The 23,142-nt window shown below is 42.2% G+C and carries 18 protein-coding genes; 10 read left to right on the plus strand and 8 right to left on the minus strand.

Going from position 1 to position 23,142, the window contains the following annotated elements; genetic code table 11:
* Nucleotides 1-206 precede the first annotated feature (206 nt).
* The 3 genes from RM556_RS04840 (at nucleotide 207) to RM556_RS04850 (ending at nucleotide 2,203) form a co-directional block, all read left to right on the plus strand.
* A complete protein-coding gene (locus tag RM556_RS04840; RefSeq protein ID WP_311361393.1) occupies nucleotides 207-464 on the plus strand; it encodes a DUF3081 domain-containing protein in 258 nt (85 codons plus the stop codon).
* An 84-nt stretch (nucleotides 465-548) separates the two neighbouring features.
* On the plus strand, nucleotides 549-1,505 hold the full coding sequence (gene lpxL / locus RM556_RS04845; RefSeq protein WP_409220047.1) for an LpxL/LpxP family Kdo(2)-lipid IV(A) lauroyl/palmitoleoyl acyltransferase: 957 nt from the start codon (nucleotides 549-551) through the stop codon (nucleotides 1,503-1,505).
* 68 nt (nucleotides 1,506-1,573) lie between these two features.
* Nucleotides 1,574-2,203, plus strand: a complete 630-nt coding sequence (locus RM556_RS04850; RefSeq protein WP_311373993.1) for a TcpQ domain-containing protein — start codon at nucleotides 1,574-1,576, stop codon at nucleotides 2,201-2,203.
* 376 nt (nucleotides 2,204-2,579) lie between these two features.
* Here the strand turns inward: RM556_RS04850 and glnE are convergent, their stop codons facing one another.
* Nucleotides 2,580-5,630 carry a bifunctional [glutamate--ammonia ligase]-adenylyl-L-tyrosine phosphorylase/[glutamate--ammonia-ligase] adenylyltransferase gene (gene glnE, locus RM556_RS04855; RefSeq protein ID WP_311373994.1) on the minus strand — a complete coding sequence of 1,017 codons (3,051 nt, stop codon included), beginning with the start codon at nucleotides 5,628-5,630 and terminating at the stop codon, nucleotides 2,580-2,582.
* 104 nt (nucleotides 5,631-5,734) lie between these two features.
* Here glnE and RM556_RS04860 point away from each other — a divergent pair, with 104 nt between their 5' ends.
* Complete coding sequence (locus tag RM556_RS04860; protein WP_311361396.1) at nucleotides 5,735-6,640, plus strand: DUF350 domain-containing protein; 906 nt, start codon at nucleotides 5,735-5,737, stop codon at nucleotides 6,638-6,640.
* Here the strand turns inward: RM556_RS04860 and RM556_RS04865 are convergent.
* Complete coding sequence (locus tag RM556_RS04865) at nucleotides 6,637-6,996, minus strand: GIY-YIG nuclease family protein (RefSeq protein WP_311373995.1); 360 nt, start codon at nucleotides 6,994-6,996, stop codon at nucleotides 6,637-6,639. The genes RM556_RS04860 and RM556_RS04865 overlap by 4 nt on opposite strands.
* A 54-nt stretch (nucleotides 6,997-7,050) precedes the next feature.
* Here RM556_RS04865 and hldE point away from each other — a divergent pair, with 54 nt between their 5' ends.
* Nucleotides 7,051-8,511: a bifunctional D-glycero-beta-D-manno-heptose-7-phosphate kinase/D-glycero-beta-D-manno-heptose 1-phosphate adenylyltransferase HldE gene (gene hldE / locus RM556_RS04870; RefSeq protein WP_311373996.1), complete on the plus strand. Its 1,461-nt coding sequence runs from the start codon at nucleotides 7,051-7,053 to the stop codon at nucleotides 8,509-8,511.
* A gap of 40 nt (nucleotides 8,512-8,551) precedes the next feature.
* The gene (locus tag RM556_RS04875; RefSeq protein ID WP_311361399.1) at nucleotides 8,552-9,598 is read left to right on the plus strand and encodes an XrtA/PEP-CTERM system-associated ATPase; all 1,047 of its coding nucleotides are present in this window, start codon (nucleotides 8,552-8,554) and stop codon (nucleotides 9,596-9,598) included.
* Nucleotides 9,599-9,672: 74 nt separating this feature from the next.
* Here the strand turns inward: RM556_RS04875 and RM556_RS04880 are convergent, their stop codons facing one another.
* The 4 genes from RM556_RS04880 to RM556_RS04895 are packed head-to-tail and all read right to left on the minus strand — an operon-like array spanning nucleotide 9,673 to nucleotide 14,516.
* Entirely contained in the window at nucleotides 9,673-11,334 is a 1,662-nt protein-coding gene (locus RM556_RS04880) for a TIGR03016 family PEP-CTERM system-associated outer membrane protein (protein WP_311373997.1), read from the minus strand.
* A gap of 13 nt (nucleotides 11,335-11,347) precedes the next feature.
* Nucleotides 11,348-12,289 (minus strand): XrtA-associated tyrosine autokinase, encoded by a 942-nt coding sequence (locus RM556_RS04885; RefSeq protein WP_311373998.1) that lies wholly within the window; start codon nucleotides 12,287-12,289, stop codon nucleotides 11,348-11,350.
* The gene (locus RM556_RS04890; RefSeq protein ID WP_311373999.1) at nucleotides 12,286-13,863 is read right to left on the minus strand and encodes an XrtA system polysaccharide chain length determinant; all 1,578 of its coding nucleotides are present in this window, start codon (nucleotides 13,861-13,863) and stop codon (nucleotides 12,286-12,288) included. Before RM556_RS04890 ends, RM556_RS04885 begins: the two co-directional genes overlap by 4 nt.
* 23 nt (nucleotides 13,864-13,886) lie before the next feature.
* Nucleotides 13,887-14,516 carry an XrtA/PEP-CTERM system exopolysaccharide export protein gene (locus RM556_RS04895; protein ID WP_311361403.1) on the minus strand — a complete coding sequence of 210 codons (630 nt, stop codon included), beginning with the start codon at nucleotides 14,514-14,516 and terminating at the stop codon, nucleotides 13,887-13,889.
* Between the two features lie 275 nt (nucleotides 14,517-14,791).
* On the opposite strand from RM556_RS04895, the gene RM556_RS04900 reads away from it, so the two are divergent.
* Genes RM556_RS04900 through xrtA form a run of 3 tightly spaced genes read left to right on the plus strand, consistent with a single transcriptional unit; the run spans nucleotide 14,792 to nucleotide 18,622 of the window.
* On the plus strand, nucleotides 14,792-16,204 hold the full coding sequence (locus RM556_RS04900) for a TIGR03013 family XrtA/PEP-CTERM system glycosyltransferase (RefSeq protein WP_311361404.1): 1,413 nt from the start codon (nucleotides 14,792-14,794) through the stop codon (nucleotides 16,202-16,204).
* A gap of 2 nt (nucleotides 16,205-16,206) precedes the next feature.
* Nucleotides 16,207-17,061, plus strand: coding sequence for an XrtA system polysaccharide deacetylase (locus tag RM556_RS04905; RefSeq protein ID WP_311374000.1), 855 nt, complete (start codon nucleotides 16,207-16,209; stop codon nucleotides 17,059-17,061).
* Nucleotides 17,027-18,622, plus strand: coding sequence for an exosortase A (gene xrtA, locus RM556_RS04910; RefSeq protein WP_311374002.1), 1,596 nt, complete (start codon nucleotides 17,027-17,029; stop codon nucleotides 18,620-18,622). The genes RM556_RS04905 and xrtA overlap by 35 nt, the downstream gene beginning before the upstream one ends.
* A 7-nt stretch (nucleotides 18,623-18,629) precedes the next feature.
* Here xrtA and RM556_RS04915 read toward each other — a convergent pair whose 3' ends face one another.
* Together RM556_RS04915 and RM556_RS04920 are read right to left on the minus strand one after the other, a co-directional pair.
* Nucleotides 18,630-19,208 (minus strand): acyltransferase, encoded by a 579-nt coding sequence (locus RM556_RS04915; RefSeq protein WP_311374003.1) that lies wholly within the window; start codon nucleotides 19,206-19,208, stop codon nucleotides 18,630-18,632.
* Complete coding sequence (locus RM556_RS04920; protein WP_311374004.1) at nucleotides 19,205-20,401, minus strand: TIGR03087 family PEP-CTERM/XrtA system glycosyltransferase; 1,197 nt, start codon at nucleotides 20,399-20,401, stop codon at nucleotides 19,205-19,207. The genes RM556_RS04915 and RM556_RS04920 overlap by 4 nt, the downstream gene beginning before the upstream one ends.
* Nucleotides 20,402-20,625: 224 nt before the next feature.
* On the opposite strand from RM556_RS04920, the gene RM556_RS04925 reads away from it, so the two are divergent.
* Nucleotides 20,626-23,136, plus strand: a complete 2,511-nt coding sequence (locus tag RM556_RS04925; protein ID WP_311374005.1) for a VanZ family protein — start codon at nucleotides 20,626-20,628, stop codon at nucleotides 23,134-23,136.
* Nucleotides 23,137-23,142 lie beyond the last annotated feature (6 nt).

Here is a 23,142-nt window from a genome sequence, read left to right on the forward strand (position 1 = left end):
CGCTCATCTGACCAGTTGAATTATAGATACTACATGAAATTAAACAAAGATCAAAAATATTTGTCTAAAAAACATGCAGCCGAGCGTGAAAAGTACATGACAGATTGATCTTTAGGGTATTTATTCCCATAAGCCATTATAGCTAATTCGGGTTTTGTATAGTTAAATGAAGGAAAGACCCAAAACTAAACCGGAGTGCAGGTCACATGAAAAACAATTTAGACAGCAAGTTTCTTTTACAAGTGTTTGAGAAGGTGCGCCAGCATGGAGAAAATAAAGAGGGCGCTTACCACCTGAACGGAATTAAAGCCTTTACAGATTTTGATGGTTATACCGTCTATATGGAAGATGCCTTAGTGAAACTGAGTTTCGGCTTTCACAATCAATACCACTTTGATTACGATAATCAATCTCAATTCGATGCCTTCGAAAAAAAGTTACATAGCATTGATAAGGAATATTAAGACCAAGCTGCACAAGTTCGGGCTTTATTCGAATGACGCCGCAGGGTAGAATAATGACAGTATTTATCAATTTCCGAGATAGCTTTGTCATCTAGTAAAACCGACGACCTAAAAAAAATAAAAGCGGTAATGGCACCAAAGTTTACCTGGCGTTTTTTGCTACCAAAATATTGGCTGGTATGGATTGGCGCTGCCATTCTTTACATCATCACTTGGCTACCCTATCCACTGATTAAAATCTTAGGTCGGGGTGTAGGCAAATTAATAGCGAAGTTAGTACCGAAAAGAGTTGCCATTGCTCGTCGCAATCTCGAATTATGCTACCCACAGTGGAGCGAAGAAAAGCGAGAGGAAGTGCTAAAAGAGAATCTCTTTCGCACTGGGATGGCGCTATTCGAAACGGCAATGGGCTGGTGGTGGCCAACGTGGCGAGTACGTATGATTGGTAATGTTGAAGGCTTAGATAAAGCCCTGAACGTGATCAAGTCGGGCCGTGGTGTGTTTGGTTTAGTGTTACATAACGTCAATTTAGAAATCTGCTGCCGCATTATTGGGCTTGCGCATCCGTGTGTGGCGTTTTATCGCAAGCACAACAACCCTTTGATTGATTACATGCAATACCATGGCCGCAATCGTTCGAATAAATACATGATAGACAAACGTAACGCCAAGGCCCTGATCAGAGCGCTTGATTCAGGTGAGATTTGTTTGTACTTCCCAGATCAGGACTATGGAAAAGCGCAAAGTCTGTTTGTGCCATTTGGTGGTGTTGAGCAAACTGCAACAACCACCGGTACCTTAATGTTTGCTAATCGCGCTGATTGCACACCTATGTTTATAACACCGCAATACAGCGACAAAGGCTATTTAGTTAAAATAGGTGAGCCTATCGACTATCTTGCCGATAACGATCCTACTGATGCATTAACAGCATTAAACGAAGACGTGCTTGCGCTAGTTAATGAACAGCCGGATAGTTACTTGTGGATGCACAAGCGTTTCAAAACGCGTCCTGATGAGCAGCCAAACTCTCTTTATTGAGTCCATTTTACTGGTTGCCCCAATCTCGGATAGTTTGACCAGAAGTTGCGTGAACTAGGAGAAATAGAATGGCCGATAAAAATGCTGCTATGTTTTGGATTAAGCACTTAATCCTTGCAGCCGTGGTAATTGCGGCGGCCATTTTTGTGCTTCGCTATAATCCTGAAACTAGCGATCAATCAATTCAAAGCTCTGGCCAAGATAGCGAAGAGCGCTCGAGCATTGCCGAGAATGTGACGAGCTTTTATCAAGAGTTTAGAATGACTTCTCGAGATCCAATTAAAGAACAATACGGTGATTTCGTATTACCCCTAGAAATGCCTAAAGAAACCCAAACAGAGCAACTCGTCGCGATTAATTCTGTAGAACGTCCGCCTGAAGCTTCTTGGGAAGGTGAGTTCAAATTTCGCTCTTTTGCCAAAGGCACGACCATTCGAGTTGAGGCTATGAAGTATGCTGAACAAGAAGGTATGCAATTGATTTGGGACCTCAACCAAGATTTCATTATTCGTCAGCGCTTTCTGACCGAGAGTACACTGCTGGGTTCTTTGCAAGAAATTTCTGGCGCGATAGACGCTAACTTTATTCCTAAAGTTGATATCTACTTTTGCAATAAAAAACGCGCCATTGTGATCACTGATGAAGCCGGTAGCTATGTGCTAGAAAACTGCACTAAAGCGGGTTTTGACAATTATTAGCGTTATTCCGTAAGCGCCGTCGTTCCCGTTCAATTCGTCATTCCCGTTCAAATCGTCATTCCCGTTCAAATCGTCATTCCCGCAAACACTGTCATTCCCGAGTAGTCGGGAACCTAGATCTCCACCTTCGTGGAGATGACGAATACACTAAACACCGTCATTCCCGAGTAGTCGGGAACCTAGATCTCCACCTTCGTGGAGATGACGAATACACTACACACCGTCATTCCCGAGTAGTCGGGAACCTAGATCTCCACCTTCGTGGAGATGACGAGTGAGAGTGGAGATGACGAGTGAGAGTGGAGATGACGAGTGAGAGTGGAGATGACGAATAAAGTAAACACCGTCATTCCCGAGTCGTCGGGAATCTCGCTTCTCAGCCAGTAAAGGTCTCTTCAAACGTCCGTTTTACCAAGGCCATCAGGGCGCTCATTTCTTCGCTGTGCACAATATCCTTATTGGTTAGGTTATGGCGATGTACTTGACTGCGAATATACAGATAAGCTTTCTGCAGGCCCTGCGCTAGCTCCTCATCAATCACCTGATGTGCTGCTAGTTCATCTAAGATCCGTAAGTTATCCGTCCATTTTGATAGTACAGGCACCGTTCGTGTGTTTGCTAAAACCCAAAATTGAGTTAAAAACTCTAAATCGGCAATGCCACCGGAGGTTTGTTTCAGGTCGATTTTATAGTCGTTGGTTTTATCAAGGTGAGTACGCATTTTCTCACGCATATCAGCGACTTCTTTTCTCAATACTGCCTGTTCTCTTGGCCTTGCTAGCACTTGATGTCTAAGCTTGGTAAATTTATTGCCAAGCTCTTCGTTGCCATAAATATAACGAGTACGCACCAGAGCTTGATGCTCCCATGTCCATGCCTCATTTTCTTGATACTGCTGGTATGTATCGATATGGCTAATCAGTAGCCCCGAGTTTCCAGAGGGACGAAGGCGTAAGTCAATTTCATACAACTCATCCAGATAGGTTTTCACGGTAAATATGTGTGATACGCGTTGCACTAGCTTCACGAAAAACTCACTGCAAGAAATGGATTTTTTACCATTGGTAGAAAGTGATAAATCGATGTCATGAATAAACACAATATCCAAATCAGAACCATAGCCTAATTCCAAGCCGCCCAACTTACCGTAGGCGATAACGCCTAAGCCTTTGTTTTGTGCACTCGTGCCTTCAAGCACGCCATATTTCTCACATACTTGGTGCCATGCTAAATCAATGACATGATGCAAGATCACTTCTGCCAACACGCTTAGTTTGTCACTTACTTTGTTAATCGGTAAGGTGCCGCTAATATCAGCTGCAGCAATGCGCAGCTGTTGAGTCAATTTAAAATAGCGCAAACTGTCCATTTGCCCCTCGATATCCTCAGGCTCAATGCGCAGCATTTGAAGTCGCAGTTCAGATTGGTAGTCGTCTCTCCATTGACGAATATCATCGTCGTCGGTCTGCAAATAAGCGGGATGCAGCAATTCGTCTAATAGGAGTGGAAAGCGTTTAATTTGCTCAGCAACCCAAGTGCTGGTGGCCGACAATGTGTATAAACGTTGGCGAACAGCTGGGTTCTCAAGTAGTAGATCTAAGTATGCTGTGCGTCCAAGTATCGTAAGCAAGATCCCAAATATTGCTTTGCTAAGGGCTTCTAAACCCTTTGCGGTTTTTTGCTCTGCGGCATGTTCAGTAAATTCAATTAGCTCTTGCAGTACTAGCGGGATAAGTTTGTTGAGCGTATTGTGACCGCGCTGACCAATGCGGTGTTTAGTACTTTTATGTTTAAAATCTAATAGCAAATCTGTCAGATTTTCAGTGGCCCTTGCATGTTCGCTTGCATCAGCACACTCTAATGCAGAATGGAGTATGACGAATATTTCTTCTTTATCGAGATCAAGTTGCCAAAGGTCCTCAAAACCTTGCCCATTTTCGCTAGATGTGACGGCGGTAATATCTCCTTCACTGGACGCACCCGCTTCATTACTATCTTCTATCAGTGCTGAGAAATGTTGATGTATACGATTAGTATGCTGCAGTATCGTTTGCATATACGCTTCAACACTCTCTTCTGACAGCAGCGCGCACAGACGGCTTTGCTTTATTTTATCGTCAGGTAGCGTTTGTGTTTGTTCATCATTAAATGCTTGTAAGTAATGTTCAACTTGTCGCAAGAATAGGTAGCTTGAGCGAAGCTCTTCTGCAATCTCTGGGTGCAGGAACTCGTGTTTTTGCAACATTTCAAATGATGACAAGATGGATCGAGTTTGACATTCTGTTACTTTGCCAGCATGGATCATTTGTAAGGATTGAATATAAAACTCAACCTCTCGGATCCCACCACGACCTAATTTAATATTGTTTTTCAGGTTCCGCCTTGCCAATTCATTTGAGATAAGCTGCTTCATCGCTCGCAACGATTCGACCGTGGTAAAATCGAGGTACTTGCGATACACAAAGGGACGAATGATGTTCTGTAGTTCGCAGACCGCGGCACTGTCAGCATTTAGCACCCTTGCTTTTTGCATGGCAAAGCGTTCCCACTCGCGGCCTTGCTCTAGGTAATAAGCTTCAAATGCACCCATGGAAACAACCAGAGGGCCACTGTCACCTAACGGACGCAAACGCATGTCTACCCGGTAGGCTTGACCGTCTATTGTCGTCTGGTGAAGCGCGGCAATGAGCTTTTGGGCGAGTTTTGTAAAAAACTGGCTGTGCTCTATTGGTTTGCGAGGGTGTTGAGTTTCACCGGCTTGCGGGTAAACAAAAATAAGGTCGATATCAGAGGAGAAATTAAGTTCACGACCGCCGAGCTTCCCCATGCCAAGAATTAAGAGTTTCTGTGCTTCAGGCGGGCTAACTTCGCCATTCCCGTTTTCACTAATGTAGGGCTCTGGTGCTCCATAACGTTGACACGCTTTTGCATATAACCAGTCATTGGTTTGCGTAATCAACACATCTGCTAATTCAGATACCGCTAGCAGAGACTCTTTTATGTCAGCCTGATAAAGCATATCTCGCCACGCAATTTCGAGCATACACAAGTGACGAAAACGACGAATGTTGGCATGTAATTCTAGCTCGGTATCAGTCGCGGCAAGCAGGTCTGAAAAGGCTTGCTGATAATGTAAAAACTGATGCTCTGGTTGACGACAAAGCTCATCTACGCATTCAATAAATTCAACAGGATATTGAGTCGCAATATGAGAAATGAAATCACTTAGGCTGAATGCAGCAATCATTTGTTTTGAATGTTGTTGAAGAAGTTGCTCAATCGCGGCTTTTTTCTCCTCACTGAAAGCACTGGTAACGCGGGTAAGTTGACTACGAAAACCTTCAAAGTTAGCTTCGCCTAATACGCTTAATTCATTTGGTAGAGATACCGATACGTTGCTTTGATGTGCTTGCTTATTGTCTAACATAGTTTTGCGATCTGTCCCCGCTGGATTTGATGGCTGTTAAATAAGTCTATTTGGCTTATTATGGTATAGTTTTCAAGTAAATGGATAGTAGGGATCCTATAAATATGGAACAACTGGTTAAATTAGTGCCTTTGTCGTCTGACATATTGATTTATTTGGCTATTGATATTTCTATTGCGGTGCTGCTTTTGTTTGCTATACGCTCATTGTCAGGCATGTTTACTAAAATTAGCGTCCGCCAAGAGTTAGGTGAAAAAGATAACTTCGCGTTTGGGATCAGTATGGCGGGTAGAATGTTATCACTCACTATCGTTCTATCAGCGGTAGTTGGCCGACACACATACTTGGGTTTTGAAGGTGCAGCTTTAGGTATGTTGTTATTTGGAACGATAGGTATTCTGCTGGTCAAATTTGGTCGCTTTGCTCACGATAAGGTGGTGCTAAACCGTTTAGATAAAGACCAGATGATCTCTGAGAAAAATGTCTCTGTTGCTTTAGTTGACGCTAGCAGTGCGGTAGCCAGTGCGATAATTATCAAAAGTATCATTGATTGGGCTGACGGTGCAGATGCCAATACACTGATTGCTATTTTGTCTGGGTCGATGGTAGTGCTGGCAATACTGTTGCTCACAACCCGCGTATATGAGCAACGCTATGCTAGAAACAATCAGAATAACAGCTTTCAGAAAACCCTATGCAAAGGCCAAATAGCTTTGGCGATTCAACATTCTGGTACCTTAATCGGGACGGCAATTGTCGTGTCTTCTGCGGGCTCGGTGATTGAGTACACACCAGACGCCTACGTTAGCAATATCACTGGATGGTTTATTGTGGGTACTGGCTTTTCTTTACTGCTGATTGTTTTAAGCAGTATTGCGAAACATATCGTGCTTAGCGGTGTGAATTGGAAAACGGAAGTCGATCTGCAACACAATGTGGGCATTGCGAGTATTGAATTTGTACTGAGTATTGGCCTAGCGATGCTTATTAATGGCTTGTTTGCGAGTTAACTAGACAGCTTGTTTTCAACCTCTTTCTGAATTGCAATCACATCAAGTTCCTGAACGACTGAGGGCACCGTTTTTTGCTGCATGATGATAGCGTCTTTAGTCTTTCGAGTTTGTTTCTTTAACCAAATTTCAGCTTTTAGCGCATCGGAATGCGTTTCTAGCTGCGCACAAAACATCAATCGAAGTGGCCCTTTTCCTTTCAAGGCTCTAGCACACTTAGGTCCGTTACTGGCATGCTCGAGGAAACGTCGTTTAGGATCGACAGAAATTCCCGCATAGAGCTGGTTGAGTTTGTTTTTAACCAAGTAAATAAACCAAGGTTTATCAGACTTTTGGTGATTCGTAACATCATTCATTGCTATACTCTCAGACATTCTCTAATAAATAGCAATTCATAAGAACCACACGCCATGCAAATACCTGATTTTAGTCAAGCAAACATTCTTATTATTGGTGACGTTATGCTCGACCGATATTGGACCGGGCCAACGGCTCGTATCTCTCCAGAAGCCCCAGTACCTGTGGTCAGAGTGGATGATATAGAAGACCGCCCAGGTGGTGCTGCGAATGTGGCAATTAATGCCGCAACGCTAGGTGCCAAAGTCACTTTGATGGGCATGACGGGTGAAGATGAAGCCGCACAAATTTTGAGCGATAGATTGGCTGCTATGAACGTGCATTGTTCATTCTCAAAAGTGGCAGGCCAAGACACTATCACGAAGCTGAGAGTCATGAGTCGTAACCAGCAGTTACTGCGTTTAGATTTTGAAAAGAGCTTTGCTAAAGACGATAAGTCGGATTTGCTCGCGCAGTTTGAAAATGAAGTCCAAAAAGTCGATCTGGTGGTGTTATCTGATTACAACAAAGGTTGTTTATCGGACCCCCAAGCGCTTATTCATATTGCCAATAAGTATCACAAGCCGATTGTCGTTGATCCCAAAGGTAGTGATTTCGCGAAGTATCGCGGCGCCACCATTATTACGCCCAATATGAGCGAATTCGAAGGCGAAATGGGAGAAGTTGAGAGCGAAGGCGACTTATTAAGTAAAGTACAAGCCTTGCAGAACAAGTGTAAATTAGATGCTGTGTTGGTCACTCGTTCCGAAAAAGGCATGTCACTGTTCTACAAGGAAGAAGTGACGGATAAGAAAGCAGACCCAAGCGAACTCAGCGCCTATCATTTGCCTGCACACGCAAAAGAAGTGTATGACGTGACAGGTGCCGGCGACACGGTAATTTCGATGCTAGCGTGTGGTATGTCGGTTGGCTTGAGTTTACCGGTCGCTTGCCAATTCGCCAATCATGCTGCCAGTGTGGTGGTGGGTAAATTAGGCACGTCTACAGTGACCAACACTGAGCTAGCTTTAGCAGTGAATGCACAAGCGCATCAAGATGGTGGCATTGTTAATGCTGAGCAACTGAAATTAGTGGTTAAACAAGCTCAAGCGAGAGGTGAAAAGGTGGTGATGACCAATGGCTGCTTTGATATTTTGCATTCAGGGCACGTTGCCTACTTGAGTGAAGCTGCGCGATTAGGTGACCGACTCATTGTCGCAGTAAATACCGATGAATCAGTTCGTAAGTTGAAAGGTGAGGGCAGACCCATCAATAACGCACAGCGACGCATGGCCGTGCTTGCGGGCTTGAGTGCAGTGGATTGGGTGTTGCCATTCAGTGAAGATACACCACAAGCTTTAATTGCCGATATTTTACCTGATATACTGGTGAAAGGCGGGGATTATCAGATACATGAGATAGCAGGCGGCAAAGAAGTAATGGATAAAGGCGGCGAGGTACGAGTCCTCCTTTTTGAGGAAGGGGTGTCGACAACAGGAATTATCTCTCAAATTGTGAATGCTGACGCAAAATAGTGTATATTACGACCAGTTTTAAAAGGACAGATAACTAATCATGTACGAAAGTTACTACGGACTCAATTCCAAACCATTCCAGCTGACGCCCGATCCAGCTTTTTTCTATGCGAGTAAACTGCATAAAAGAGCGATGTCTTATTTACAATATGGTCTTTCTCAAAAAGAAGGCTTTATTGTTATCACAGGCGGTATCGGCACAGGCAAAACAACTATTGCAAACAGTCTTCTGGATAATATGAAAGAAGATATTTTTGCAGCACAAATTGTGACGCCTAAACTCACCCCAGATGAATTGGTGAAGTTAGTCGCGGCGAAGTTTGAGCTAGATGTTGAAAATAAATCTAAAACACAGATTTTGGAATTGCTTGAACGCTTTTTAAATCAGTTGTCTGAGCAAGGTAAACGAGCATTATTGTTAGTTGATGAAGCACAAAACTTGCCTCTGGAAACGATTGAAGAGCTCCGTATGTTGTCGAATTTCCAGAAAAGTGGCCGTCCTTTGCTACAAAGTTTCCTACTTGGGCAAGACGAACTGCAGCCTATACTTCGCGCTCCCAACATGGAGCAGTTTCGCCAACGTATTGTAGCGTCGTGTCATTTAGCACCACTTAATGCTGAAGAAGCCATAGAATACATTGAGTTTCGTTTAAACCACGCAGGCTATAAAGGTGAGGCATTATTCACCGATGAAGCTTACGAAGCGATTCACGAGTTTTCGTTGGGTGTTCCACGTAGAATGAACACCCTAATGGATCGTATTTTACTGTACGGATTCTTGGAAGAAGTTGAAAGCTTCACTTTAGAACATGTTGAGTCAGTGATTGAAGAAGTTCGTTCAGAAATGTACGTGCCTGACCATCGTGCGTTGCGTCGAACTGATGCCAGTAATTACAACGAAGACCAAGCGCGTTTCACTGCAAACGGTACTGAAATTCACGAACCGCAATATTACCGCGACATGCTTCATGAATTGGTTGACGCTTTAGACGATGCGTTAAAGCATAAGATAAAATTGACGCAGTATATTGATAAGCTACTAAAGAGAAAGTATCAGGCTTACGTTAGATTGAAGTCTGACGATTAGATAGGATTTAGCCAAGTTGTTTTTGGCTATGTCGTTTTAGCCTGAGGGAACGGGTGAGCTAGCTGATTGGTTAGTTATTTATTCAGTGTGTATTTCAAATTGAGTGATATACGGCGGTCTTGGAGATCGCCGGTGATGCCGCCATTGCCTTGTCCAATCTCAAGACCTTCAGTATTCCGGTCTACATAGTCAAAATTCAGAGATAAGTCGAAATATCTGCCCAAGGCACGCGTAATACTTAGTTCACTGCTATAAACCTCAGACTCACCATTTTCGCCCTCAACACTATCGTTGGTAAATGCTGCGTTCATGGTCCATCTGATATTTGTTTTTTGCCCCACATTGAATGACACAGACGTGCCAGCAGAATAGGTGCGTGACAAACGATCAGACTCTAAATATTCATTAGTCGAGTAACGACCGTTGACTGACAGTCTTGTGCGGCGCTGTTCTGTTCCCAATTGCCAACTTAGGCCTTTTCGAAGAATAAGCTCGTCGTTAATTTCAGTGTTTTGCTGACTAAATTGCACAAAAGATTCGTTAGGAGCCAGTTGATAATTCAAAGAATTTGGTTGAAAACATGAGGCTAGGTCGGCGACGCCATCAACACAAACAAATACACCTAAATTGTCTGGATTCGCAATTAAGCGAGAGAAACTCGTCACTTCTTCAGAGTACCGAATTTGCGTTCTAAAGCGTTTGATTCGATGCTGAAACGAGAAGCTACCACTCTCACCAAAGAAACGTCTTTTATATTCAGCGCTCAGGCGTGTACGAGGTGTAAATATCCAGTCTACATCTATCCCTACGAAACCTTCATTATCTTCGTCTTGTTCGATTGCGTCGCTATCAGCTCTATTCCAAGTTAATACAATTTGCTTATTTGCTGACTCTCGCCACATCAAACCAGCACCAGCGGAGTTGAATTCTCTTAACTCACTGAATGTCGATACGTTTGAAGAAACCTGATTCGCTTCATGGCTGCCAGTTAGCACAAAACCTAGTTGCTTGTATAACTGATATGAGGTAACTAAATCAAATTGTCTACTGGTATAGTCCCCCAGTTCATTTCTATCAGATACGGTGAAGCTACTGGTCAACAATGCGCTAAAACGCTCGAAATTATCACCTGTAAATGTACTCGTGTTGTAGCTTAGGACATCGCTGTTCAGTTGGTTGTTAAAAAACTCACTTTTCTCACTTTCGGTCAGTGAATAACTGAGCTGTGATTGATGCCCGAAATAGTCACCTCGAGGCAAATCAAATGTGAAGGCGAACCGATTCGAGCGAGTTTTTGATAGGTTTTCAGCATTTAATAAAAAATCGTCAACTAAAAAGCCAATATTGCTTGAATTTTGATAATTTAAAGCGCCATTAGCGTTGAACGAGAGTAAGTTTTTAACAAGCTCTATTCGGCCACGATAAGTGTAGTTTGTGTAGTTGTTTGTTACCGATTCGTCGTCTAAGTCTCGCCTTACGTGGTTGTGCACCGCAGTCCAATTAAAGTTGGCAATTTTAGATTTAAAGTTAAGTGCTAGACGAGGCTGCAAAACATAATTAGTTGAGTCGATGCGTTCACTGCGTTCCTCCGAAAATAGATTCTGGAATACCGCTTCAGTATCTAGGCCAATAGTATATTTTAACTCATTGGCATGAAGACTAAACGCACTTATGCCGATGCTGAGTAGCGATAGCTTAAAGAGTTGTTTATTGATTGTCTTCCCTGAGTTAGCCATGACGTCTTAGGCCTTAATCGCTCTGACTTGGTTTTTCAGGTGCTTCAGGCTCATCTATCTCACGGTCCGAACCATAGTAACTGTAACCGTAGTAGCCGTTAGTATCGGAGTTATTCACCGATTTGTTAACGACAAAGCCTATCGCCATATCAGGGTTCAATCTTTCAACAGCTTTTTGAATGTCTGACATCTTTGAACGACCTTCCTCAACAACGACTACCGCTTGTCCAGCAAAGTTAGCTAACACCGCCGATTCATTAATACCGATTAGCGGCGGTGTATCGATAACTACGATACGATCAGGGTAACGGGTTGAAAACTCATTGATTAGGTTACTCATTGCTTGGCTTGCTAATAGCTCTGTAGACAAATGGTGTGAACGACCGGCAGGAATAATGCGTAGCTTATTAACATTGGTTCTGAACATGACTTCACCAATTTCGTAGACATCGCCTAATAAATATTCCATTAACCCAGAGCGCTCTTTTAGACCAAGAGTGCGCAAGGTATTTGGTTTTAGCACATCGGCATCAACTAACAGCACTCGCTTATCTTGTTCTGTAGCAATACTCATGGCTAAATTAACTGCTGTGAAGGTTTTTCCTTCGCTTGGACGTGCACTGGTGACCATGATGATGTTTGAATTATTTAAAGTGCTAGAGAGCGTACCAAATGCATTAGCGAGTAGTTTACGCTTAATTTCTCTGTATTCTTCACTAATGTGACTGCGCGCACTGCCTGTTGACACGAAGCCCTTTTTTTCGAGGGCGGCTAGGTCTATTTCAAATCGCTTCTCAGTGTATTGGGCGGGTTTATCCGGTTCTTGTGTAATATCGCGACGAATACGTCTGCCATTTTCATCAAATTCTGGTTGGGTAGTACTTGTTCCTGCTTCCCTTTGGGCGCGCTCAACTTCTTGTTGACGCAACAGCGCTTTTTCTATTGTGTTATTCATATAGGTAACCTGCTTAACAAGTTAATGTTCATGATGTCTAATAAAACAAACATGGCATATATAGCGATGATCGTACCTGAAGACAATGCAAATACCGCGATTCTAAACTTGTTTCGACGCTTTATCCTAACGATATCTAGATGGGATACTGCACCCCAAATAGGGAATCCTGTAAGGTCCTGAAGCTGCTTCCCTCTCACTAACACAGGCGACAGCATACTGGTTAAAAAGGCAATACCAACACCAACACCAAAGCCAATGAAGAGTATTCCTGTATAAAACAATATGCGTTTCGGTCCTGTTGGTTTATCAGGGATTAGTGGTGGGCGAATGATTCTGAATTGAAAGTCGTCGGCAGAACGTTCAGCGCTTTCAGTTAAGTTTGTCGCTTCGCGCCTTGACAGTAATTCTTCATACTGTCCCTTTAGGATGCCATAGTCACGGTTTAGCGCAGTTTGTTCCGCTTCAACTTGTGGAACTAAATCTATTTTAGACTGTAACTCTTCGATTTTTTCTGCAGTATCGTTCTCACGCACTCGCAATGAAGCGACTTGCCCTTCTAAGCGCGTTATCTCTAATCGTAATTGCCTGTCTGATTCAGTTAATAAATTTAATGAATCATCGTCGCCTTCTTGCGACTTGTATACTTGAATTTCACGCTCTCTTGCTTCTTGCAATGCTTCAAGCAAGTTGCTTGATTCCACTACATCGGGATGCTGCTCTGTAAAGCGCAGTTTTAATTCATCTAGGCGTGCTTCTAAGGCAATAATGCGATCGTCGTAACGAGTTTTGAGTACTTGTTCACTCTCGTTTCTTACACCTAATCCATCTGAGGCCTGTTTTGCTTTTCGAGTCTGACTTTTCATCGACTCGATTTGTTTAGTGGTTTCTTTCATGGTTAAGCGTGTATCTTCTAATTGTTGGCGCAAGGCCTGAAGATTGCCGTGAAAGGTGCCTGAACCAGGTAATATATCGCTGTATTGACGCTGAAAATCAGCTAAACGCTGCTCACTTTCAGCTAACCTTGATTCATACTCAGCAATTTGATCATCCAAAAAGCGTGAGGTTGTTTGTGAGTCAGCACGGTTGTTACCTAGTGTCCCTTCTACAAAAAGATCGAGCGTTTCCTGTACAACCGTTCTTGCCAGTTCCGGGCTTTCGTTGCTGTAGACGATGGTATAGATATTGTCATTTCGAGTTGCTTTCAAATCAATATCGTCAGTGAGTTCGGTAATCAATTCGTTATATTCAGCGTCGGTTCTGGTCGTAACGTCCAAGTCAGCCGCTCGAGCTATTTTTTCAACGTTTGCGCGGCTCAGCAGTGTTTTGGCCATCATGGCGACTTCTTGCTCGGGGTTTGAGCCCATGACCATGCCAGCAAGAGAAGATTGGAGTACTGAGCGTGTGTCTACAAAAACTTGTGCGTCTGATTCGTATTGATTAGGCAGGCTGCTTACATAAAGAAAGCCTACTGGGCAAATTAGCCATGAAAAAATAATGACAAATCGTTTCTTTATCCAAATCCCTCGAATAAAGTCTAATGCCATTTGAATGGATTGTTCTAAATCTTGCATGTAAGCGTTTCTCTAAGTGTAGTCTAAAACCAAGCTTCAGGAATAATGACAATGTCTCCAGGGAGCATGTCGACATTTTCCGTAATGTCGCCGTCTTTAATCAGATCTTCGATGTTTAATTCGAAAGTCGTTTGTTTGCCATCAATCACGCGCACTAGCTTAGCATTATTGCCACTTGCAAATTCAGTTAACCCACCGACCGAAATCATTAAGTCGAGAAGCGTCATATTTTGAGTGTAATTCACTGCGCTTGGGTTAGTGGCTTCACCGATTACTCGGACTTGCTCGCTAAACGGCCCGTTGAAACGACCTACACTCACAGTTACTCGAGGATTATTTATATAGGTTGCTAGCTGCTCTTCCAGTTGTCGGGCAAGCATGGTGGGTGTTCTACCTGCAACCTCAATATCTTCTACCAAGGAAGTTGTTACCTTACCGTCGGGGCGAACAACAAAGTTGCCTGATATCTCAGGGTTCCGCCACACGAAGATGGTTAAGTTATCACCCGGACCAATAAGGTACTGGTAGTCATTCACGTTCGTGGTTAACGAAGCTCTGGTTGTTGCCTCGGGCAACGTATTCACACTACAGCCAGTGATTATAAATGTGGCGATAAGCAAAGCTGATGTGCCTAATTGTCGCGCTTTCATCATCCCTAAATTTCCTTCGCAGAAGTTAGCTATTGTCTGTTTATGATTGCTTTTTATTTTGTGCATATATTAACCCTCAATGAGTAAAATTCGCACTAAAAATTTACTATAAACAGTAATCAGTCATTTACCCGAGCGATAAACCTACTATAATGCTCGTCGTTAACCATTAAGTTTATCTTAATTCGATTAATTATCATACGTCTAAAATCAGAGTTTTTTAAGATTCCTTGTATTTGGGGCGTTTGAAAATAATTACAGTAAAAGTACAGGGAATCATGGCTTCTTCGAATAAAAGACAAAACAAACGTTCAACGGCATTAGTGCTTACTGAGGCGGTGCTCGTATCGTATGTGAGCTACATTGCCAGCTTTGTGCTACAAAGCCTTCAGTTAATCCCTAAACCCAACACCGAAGCGCTGACCATCAATATATTTTTATTGATGATTGCGATCCTTGTTTGTTCGCTATCGGTTGGACTTTACGAAACCAAATTGCGCGAAACCTTTCGAGGGATCATAAGGCGCATATTTGTGAGTTTAGTGCTGAGTTACTTTATCGTTGAAATTGTTACCACGGCATTATTCACCCAGCTCGATACACATCCTTATTTCCTGCCAACTGCCGTCTGCTTCAATATTGTTACTATTGTCTTCTTCCGTTACTTTACTAATCGCTTGGGCTTAATGGGTTTAAGCAGTTCTCGTATTTTAATCTTAGGAGCCGGTGTAAGGGCTTCAATTATTGAAAACCGCATGCGACGCGATGTCGACCGCTTGGGATTTGAATTAGTTGGATTCGTTCCGATTCCCGGGGACGACCGTGCTAACGGCGTTCAAAGAGAAAAGATTATTCATGTCAGAATAGATGACGCTTTCAAACAGTTTTTGTTAGACAACGATATTGAAGAAGTTATTGTTGCTTGTGACCAACGTCGCGGCACCTTGCCAGTATCGGTGCTTTTTGATTGCCGTCTTCGAGGCATAGAAGTCACTGATTTACTTGACTTCATGGAGCGCGAACGTGGTCAAATCGTTGTCGACTTAATGTACCCGAGTTGGGTTATTTATTCGAATGGCTTTCATTCGCAGAACTATCTTCGTGAGTCATTAGACTATGTACTCAACATTACGCTTGCTAGTATTTTGATGTTTTTTGTTTGGCCGATTATGTTAATTACCGCCATCATTATTTATATCGATGATGGTTTCCGCACAGGAGCGTCTGTTTTTTATAAGCAAGAGCGTGTGGGTAAAGATGGCAAGTTGTTCAATATACTCAAATTTAGAAGCATGCGACCTGACGCCGAAAAAGATGGGGCAAAATGGGCGACTAAAAACGATAACAGGGTGACTTCAATTGGTAATTTCATTCGTAAATACCGCGTAGACGAGTTGCCACAATTGTTGAATGTATTAAAAGGCGAAATGTCTTTTATCGGCCCACGTCCTGAGCGTCCCCAATTTGTTCAACAATTGGTAAAAGAAGTGCCATATTACAATCAGCGACATAACGTTAAGCCAGGTTTAGCTGGTTGGGCACAGCTGAATTACCCATACGGGGCAAGCGTTAAAGATTCTTTAGAAAAACTGAAATTTGATCTGTATTACGTAAAACATCAAAGCTTGTTGTTAGATATTCTTATTCTCATACGGACTGTCGAAATCGTGTTGTTCGGTAAAGGGCGTTAAATATGCAATCAAAGCCAGCTCGACTAAACGCCATGACGGTGGATGTAGAAGATTACTTTCATGTTTCTGCGTTTGAAAGTGTGATCAAACCGTCCGATTGGTCGACAATATCGCCACGCGTTGGTGACAATACTCATAGGCTTATTGATTTATTTAACGAGCACAATATTAAAGCTACTTTTTTTACTTTGGGTTGGGTGGCTGAGCATTGTCCTGATGTGGTCAAACGCATTGTTGACGAAGGGCATGAGCTTGCAAGCCATGGTTCTAATCACCGAAGAACAACAACCATGACGCGAGAAGAGGTGTTTGAAGATATTCGCGTGAGTAAAGACAAGCTAGAGCAAGCCTCTGGTAAACCCTTGTTAGGTTATCGAGCGCCAAGCTTTTCTATCAATGAAACAAATGAATGGGTGTTCGATATTCTGGTTGAGCTGGGTTTCAAATATTCATCTTCCACCTATCCGATTGAACATGACCTTTACGGTGTGCCGCATTGGCCTCGTTTTTCTCACAAACGGAAGGAAGGTATCGTAGAAATTCCTGTTCCGACTGTGAGAAAAAATGAAAAAAATACCGGGATAGGTGGCGGAGGCTACTTTAGGCTTTATCCATATTGGCTGTCTAAACGCCGTATTGAAAAGTACATGGCCAGCACAACAGAGCCTTATAATTTCTACTTCCACCCTTGGGAAATTGACCCTAAGCAACCGCGAGTTGAAGGTGCGCCCTTTAAGTCAAAATTGCGTCATTATGTGAACTTGCACGTAATGGAGAAAAAATTAAACATGCTCATTAAGGATTATGAGTGGAGTTCGATGTATGAAACCTACAAGGATGTCATTGATGGTAAGTGAGTCTCTTAACATAGACAAAAGAACAGACTTTGGAAAAGAGTGGGGCTTAGGTATTGTCCTATTGTGCCTATGGTTCGGTTTAACGTATCAAGGTTTGGTGTCAGCTATCGGTATTTGGTACATTTCTGAAATTTTTAACCATTGTTTTTTTGTTATCCCAATTAGCCTTTATTTAATCTGGGAGAAAAAAGAAGAAATCAATTGGCATCACCGTCAAATATCATTGCTTGCCACGCCCTTTATATTCTTACAAGTTGTTTTATATGTGATTGGGATAGCTGGTGATATTCAATTGTTTCAGCATGCCGCTATGTTTTCATTGTTACCTACGCTTATTTGGTTCTTTCTTGGTAACAAAATAGCTTGGCAAATTGTATTTCCACTGTTCTTTATGTTGTTTGCTATTCCCTTTGGCGAAGAGTTAATACCTTTTCTGCAAGAGATTACAGCCGATATGGCAGTTGTGATGGTGTCTTGGACGGGTATTCCACTCTATCGCTCTGGGCTGTTCCTAGAAATACCTCAAGGTCGATTCTTAGTTGCTGAGGCATGTTCTGGTGTGAGTTTCCTCATTGCTTCTATTGTGCTGGGTAATCTTTACGCTTATATGAGCTTGCAAGGCATTAAGACACGAGCTGCATTCGTATTGTTGTCGGTAGTCTTTCCTATTGTTGCCAACGCGATCCGTGTGTTCGGTATCATCGTTATAGGCTATGCGTCAGACATGAAGCATGCCGTTGGTGCTGATCACTTAATCTATGGTTGGTTTTTCTTTGCATTTGTTATTGTGTGCTTATTGGGTCTGGGTGAAGTGATACGTCGCTGGGAGAAGCGTCGTTTGGCGAAAGAAGTTAGTAATGAAAGCAATGCCGAATCACCAGAAAACGATGCTACGACTTTGGATAGTGCCAGTTTGAACAGTGTAAATTCGGACAGTGCAACAAAATTTGAAAAAAGCGGGAAAACCCTTACTTATTCTATGGTGGTTATTCTGATTTTAATGGCTGGGGTGGGTAAGTCTATATCACTCAAGAGCGCTGCGTCTACGGTACCCAAATACCCTAATTTTACCCTTCCTTTCCAAGCTAAGACTAACGGCAATCGCCTATCGACTTGGCAACCTGAGTTCGAGAAGGCCGATAAAAGTGATATGGCCACGGTGACTGTTAATGCTGAAAACTTTGTTTATTACTGGGCCTATTTTGATGGGACAGGAGGTGAATTGATCAGTTTTCAGAACAGCGTTTTTGGTGAAAATCGCTGGAGCTTAGAATCTAAAAAGAAAGAAGCATTAAATAGTGAAATAAATGCCAATGTGTGGTCACTTCGTGCAAGTAACGGCAGCCAAATACAGGTTTATCATGCTTATGTTATTGACGGTAAAGTGTTTACCGACAATCGAAAAGCGAAACTCTATCAAGTCTGGTTGAAACTTCAGGGTAAGCCCTATGATGGCGTTTTTGTTGCTATTTCCAGTGCTCCAGACAGCGAAGCGAGTTTTATAAATGATAGAGCTGAAGAGGCTTTCAAGGCATTGATGAAAAGCTTTGAGTTTCGATAGTAGCTCGTTATCGACTCTTAATCACCTTTGCAGGGTTTCCTGCTACGATAACATTATCAGGCACAGGTTTTGTGACAACAGAACCTGCTGCCACCACACAGTTCTCTCCAATGTCAGCCATAATTAAAGCGCAGTTGCCTATCCAAGAGTTTTTTCCAATGGTCACTTTGGTGTAAGTGCCACCCTGATCGCGAATAGGCTTGTCGTTTTGCTCAAAATTATGCTGTTTCGAACCGCTCATTATGTGCACGCCACTGCCAATGATCACGTCTTGTTGAATATCACACATGCCGATATTGCATTGTGGCCCGATATAAACCCCACTGCCAATTGATGTATCTTGCTGAGATAGCAAGGTAGCAAATGATACAACAGCATCTTTGCTGCAGGCACTCAGAGTAAACCGGTAAAATCCAGCACGAAAGTAAACTCCTGTTTTACCCGGTAGCAAACATAAGAGTTGGCTAAAAAAGGTGATGCTCTGGTTTTTATTTACTAATAGCAATGAGATGAAGTAAAGCAATGTGAATGGCGAAGCGAAAAGGGCAAAAATGAAGAATAGGAAAGACTTTAAAGCATTCTTCATGATATCGACTCCAAGCGGTTTGTAAGTGGCTTAAGGACTTCAGGCCATGCGTAGTTTTGCAAGATTGTTTGCCTTGCTTTTAGGCCTATCTCTGCTTTGAGTACTTTGTTTTGCAATAGCAATAAACATTGCTCATTAAAATCTTCGGGATTGTCGGCTATCAAGACATCTTCGCCTTGTGTGTGAATAATTCCTTCAATGCCTCGTGATGTGCTCACAACTGGAAGTTCACATGACATTGCCTGCAAAACCTTGTTTTGCACACCTCTTGCAATTTGAAAGGGCGCAACAAACACATCAGCAGATTGGAAGTAGGGCATGATGTTTTCTACAAAACCAGTCACCGTTATATTGTCACTCGCTAATTTAAGGATAGATGGATTTGGATTCATGCCGGCAATAATGAAGTGAGCTTTAGGGTTGTGCTGAACGATATTCGGCCAACAATGCTCTATAAACCATAAAACGGCATCGATATTCGGTTTGTAATCCATCACGCCAGTGAATAAGAAGATTGCGTCGTCGTCATTTTTATTCTGTTTACTCGCTTGAAAGGTAACAGAATCAATGCCATTAGCTAACACACTGACGGTACCGTCGGTACTAATGTCTTTCTTAAATAATTCGACTTCTGCTGACGCAATTAAATAACATTCTGCAGATAGCTGAGCAGCTTCTTGTTCCAACTTACGTACTAATTTTGCTTCTCGCCTGTACACCCATCTCATAGGAAAAGAAGCTTTATCTGCGTATTGCTCCCATTTGTTTGAATCAACATCCATAAAGTCAGTTAAAATGGGTAAGTTGTATTTGGCATTGTTATCCTTTGCTACATAGTGGAGTAATGAGGATGCCGTGATGAGTATTGCATCAGGCTTAAATGCATTGATTTCTTTGTTAATTGAGGGCTCTACTTTGCTAGTATAAAAGTTCGCTTCACTGAATGAACGATTTGTGAGAAGCGCTTTCAGGAAACGTATTATTTTGTTGCCTAAATTAAGCGGTGTGACTTTGCACTTTAAAGTTTGAGCCAAGCCTTTAGCATGTTCCTCGTCTTCAACTGAATGCAAGGGAGCTAATAAGGATATTTCGTGACCCACCTGTGTTAAGTGCTCTAGTTGATGAAAGGTTCTTAGTTTCTCACCCTTATTCGGTGGAAATGGTATACGGTGAGAAATGACTAGTACTTTCAATTATTGGCTCTCTGTAAAAGCAATCTTGTTGATGCAAATAAACTTCTTATTGCCATTGTACTATACAAATTGTAAGTTACTAGTAGCGTAGCCTGAGTTTATAGATGGTTTAAACATGAACAAATGCCGATTAATGTTTGAACATTGCGATAGCGATACAAAAGCATAAGACCGATTTACAATACAAGGAAAGTAGGAGGACGTTTTTTCTCCGTCATAAAAACATGAAATCAATTTTTTTTATTATCGCTTTTTTGATTGTTTATGGTTCCTTGTACCCCTTCCATTTTTCTGCAAACTCTATGTCTCCAGAGTCGTTGCAAGCCCTTTTGAATTTTGATGTCAGGCAAACTAGCCTAACCGATATTATTGCCAATATTGTTTTATTTATTCCTTTTGGTTTATTTATTCGCCTGGTGTTTCCAAATCAAACTACAAAGATACAGATGCTTAATTTAGCTCTTCTCACCTTTGTTTTTGCCTATGGGATTCAGGCTTTGCAATTGTTTACTGAAGACAGAAAACCATGGGGTGGGGATGCAGTATGGAACATGGTGGGTTATTTTGTTGGCTTGGTGCTTTATTCCTTTTCTCAACTAAGGTTTTTACGTTCAATTCAGACTTTAAGTATCAACGGCCAAATTTGTTTGGTGCTAGCGATATCGATAATAGTACTAGAGCTTGCCCCTTTCGCACCCTCAATAGACTTGGATGTGCTGAAGCAAAATGTAAAAGCGTTATTGAGTAACCCCACAATCGATTGGTATTGGACAGTTGAAGGTACTCTATACTGGTTGGTGCCATTCTACCTCTTGAAGCTTGCTGTGCCGTCATTCGCTTCCTTACCTCGCTTAAGCTTTATTGTTTTTGGTGTATTACTTGCGAAATTTATTATCGTCTCGAGCAATGTCAATTTGACACTTTTAGTGTCGGGTATAAATGCTTTGATTGTTTGGGGTGTGTTTGGAAGACGTATCAACATTGGCTTTTTAGCCGTCTTGATGCTTATAAAAATTGTTAGTAATGGACTTCACCCATTTGTGCTGAGTGAACAAACACAGGCGTTTAATTGGATACCATTCACGGGTTCTATGAATGGTAATATCCTCTTTAATATTGTTGTTTTTGCGAAAAAAATAGCTATCTATGGGGCCACAATCTGGCTATTATTTCTGTGGTCTCAACGCTTACTAATGAGCACCCTAGTTTGTGTTGCAGCACTATTAATGACTGAGCTACTACAAACACGGTTTGTTGATTCGACCCCAGAAAGCACCGATTTAGTGTTAGCTGTTTTTATCGCTTTTATATTGAAGCAAGTGATCAAGCCAAGCTTGAGTCACAACAAAGATAAGCCACTAGCAAGTACAGCAGTAATTAACGGAGAGCAATTGATGAAAAGTTCAAATGCAGATAGTTCTTCAAACAAAGGCCATATAAACTCAAAAACAAAACGTAGCTTGATTGCAATTTCATCGTTTTTGTTGGTGATTGTCTTCGGGACGTTTATTTATTGGTCCAGTGCAGATTCAGGTGAAATTAAAGTTAGACAAGCTTCATGGATAAAGATGAATAATCCACGTTTGATCTTTGACCACCATACCCATTCCACGTACTCAGATGGCTCGTTAAATATTGTAGAGCTAGCAGAGTTAGCTTATATAAAGGGATGCGATGCATTTGCTGTCACTGACCACTCAGACAATATAGATAATTTCAGACAATCAAGGTTTGATGATATTCGTGCAGTTAGAGAAAAGTATCCCGTCATGATGGTTTTTGGTGGGATTGAGGTTGAAATGCCCTCTTATTCGGGACGAGAGCATGTAAATATCCTTACTCTACCAGAGTATGAATACCCGGTTATTCAAGGACTCTTTAAATCGTTACTAAGCATTGACGAAAGACCAAAATCCGAATGGGATTCATCGGTGCTAGATTCTATTTATGAAGTACCGGGGGCGGGTTTAAATAGCGTGGCTATTTATAATCACCCTAGTAGAAAAGATCTAGATAAAGATCAAGATGAAAATTATGTAGATATCCAAGATTGGAATAGAAACTTTCAGCATATTATCGGAGTGTCCGGCGCTCCTGGTCACCAAAATAAAGAAGCAATCGGTTCATATGAAACTAAGATCATGCCGATTGATCGTTGGGACCCGTTCGCCGCGACAGTAGGAGGTACTTGGGACCGCTTGTTGAGTGAAGGCGAGCAAATTTGGGCAGCCGTCGCGTCTTCTGATTATCATAGCGACTCCATGGATTACGCTCCTTGTGAATTTTCTCGTATTCATGTAAACGCGCCAACAAGAGATTACGAAGGGATCATTAGAGCCCTAAAAGCAGGTACTTTTTGGGCTGATCATGGAAAGTTATTACAGGATTACCGACTAACTGTTACTAGCCAAGATGGCAAACAGGTCGCTCATCCAGGAGCGACTATTGATTTAGCCGGCAACAATAATGTACTCGCAGTGGAACTATCGGTAACGAAGAGCCCTGAGTATAGTTCGGATTATTTGCGCTTTGAGTTAATTTCAAATTGTAACCGCGAAGAAACAACTCTTGAAAGCAAGCTATTGCCGCCAGAGCAAGATACAATGTCGGTGGTATTTCCGATTTTCGATAAGAAGAGAGGTGAGCAGTGTTATGTTCGCTCGAGAGTCATTCGAGAGTCCGTTGAAAAGAATAGGCTAAGTGCTTATTCGAACCCTATTTTTATAAAGTACTGAGTTAAA

Origin of the sequence: Alteromonas sp. W364 (genome assembly GCF_031846205.1) — a bacterium.
Lineage (GTDB): Bacteria > Pseudomonadota > Gammaproteobacteria > Enterobacterales > Alteromonadaceae > Glaciecola > Glaciecola blandensis.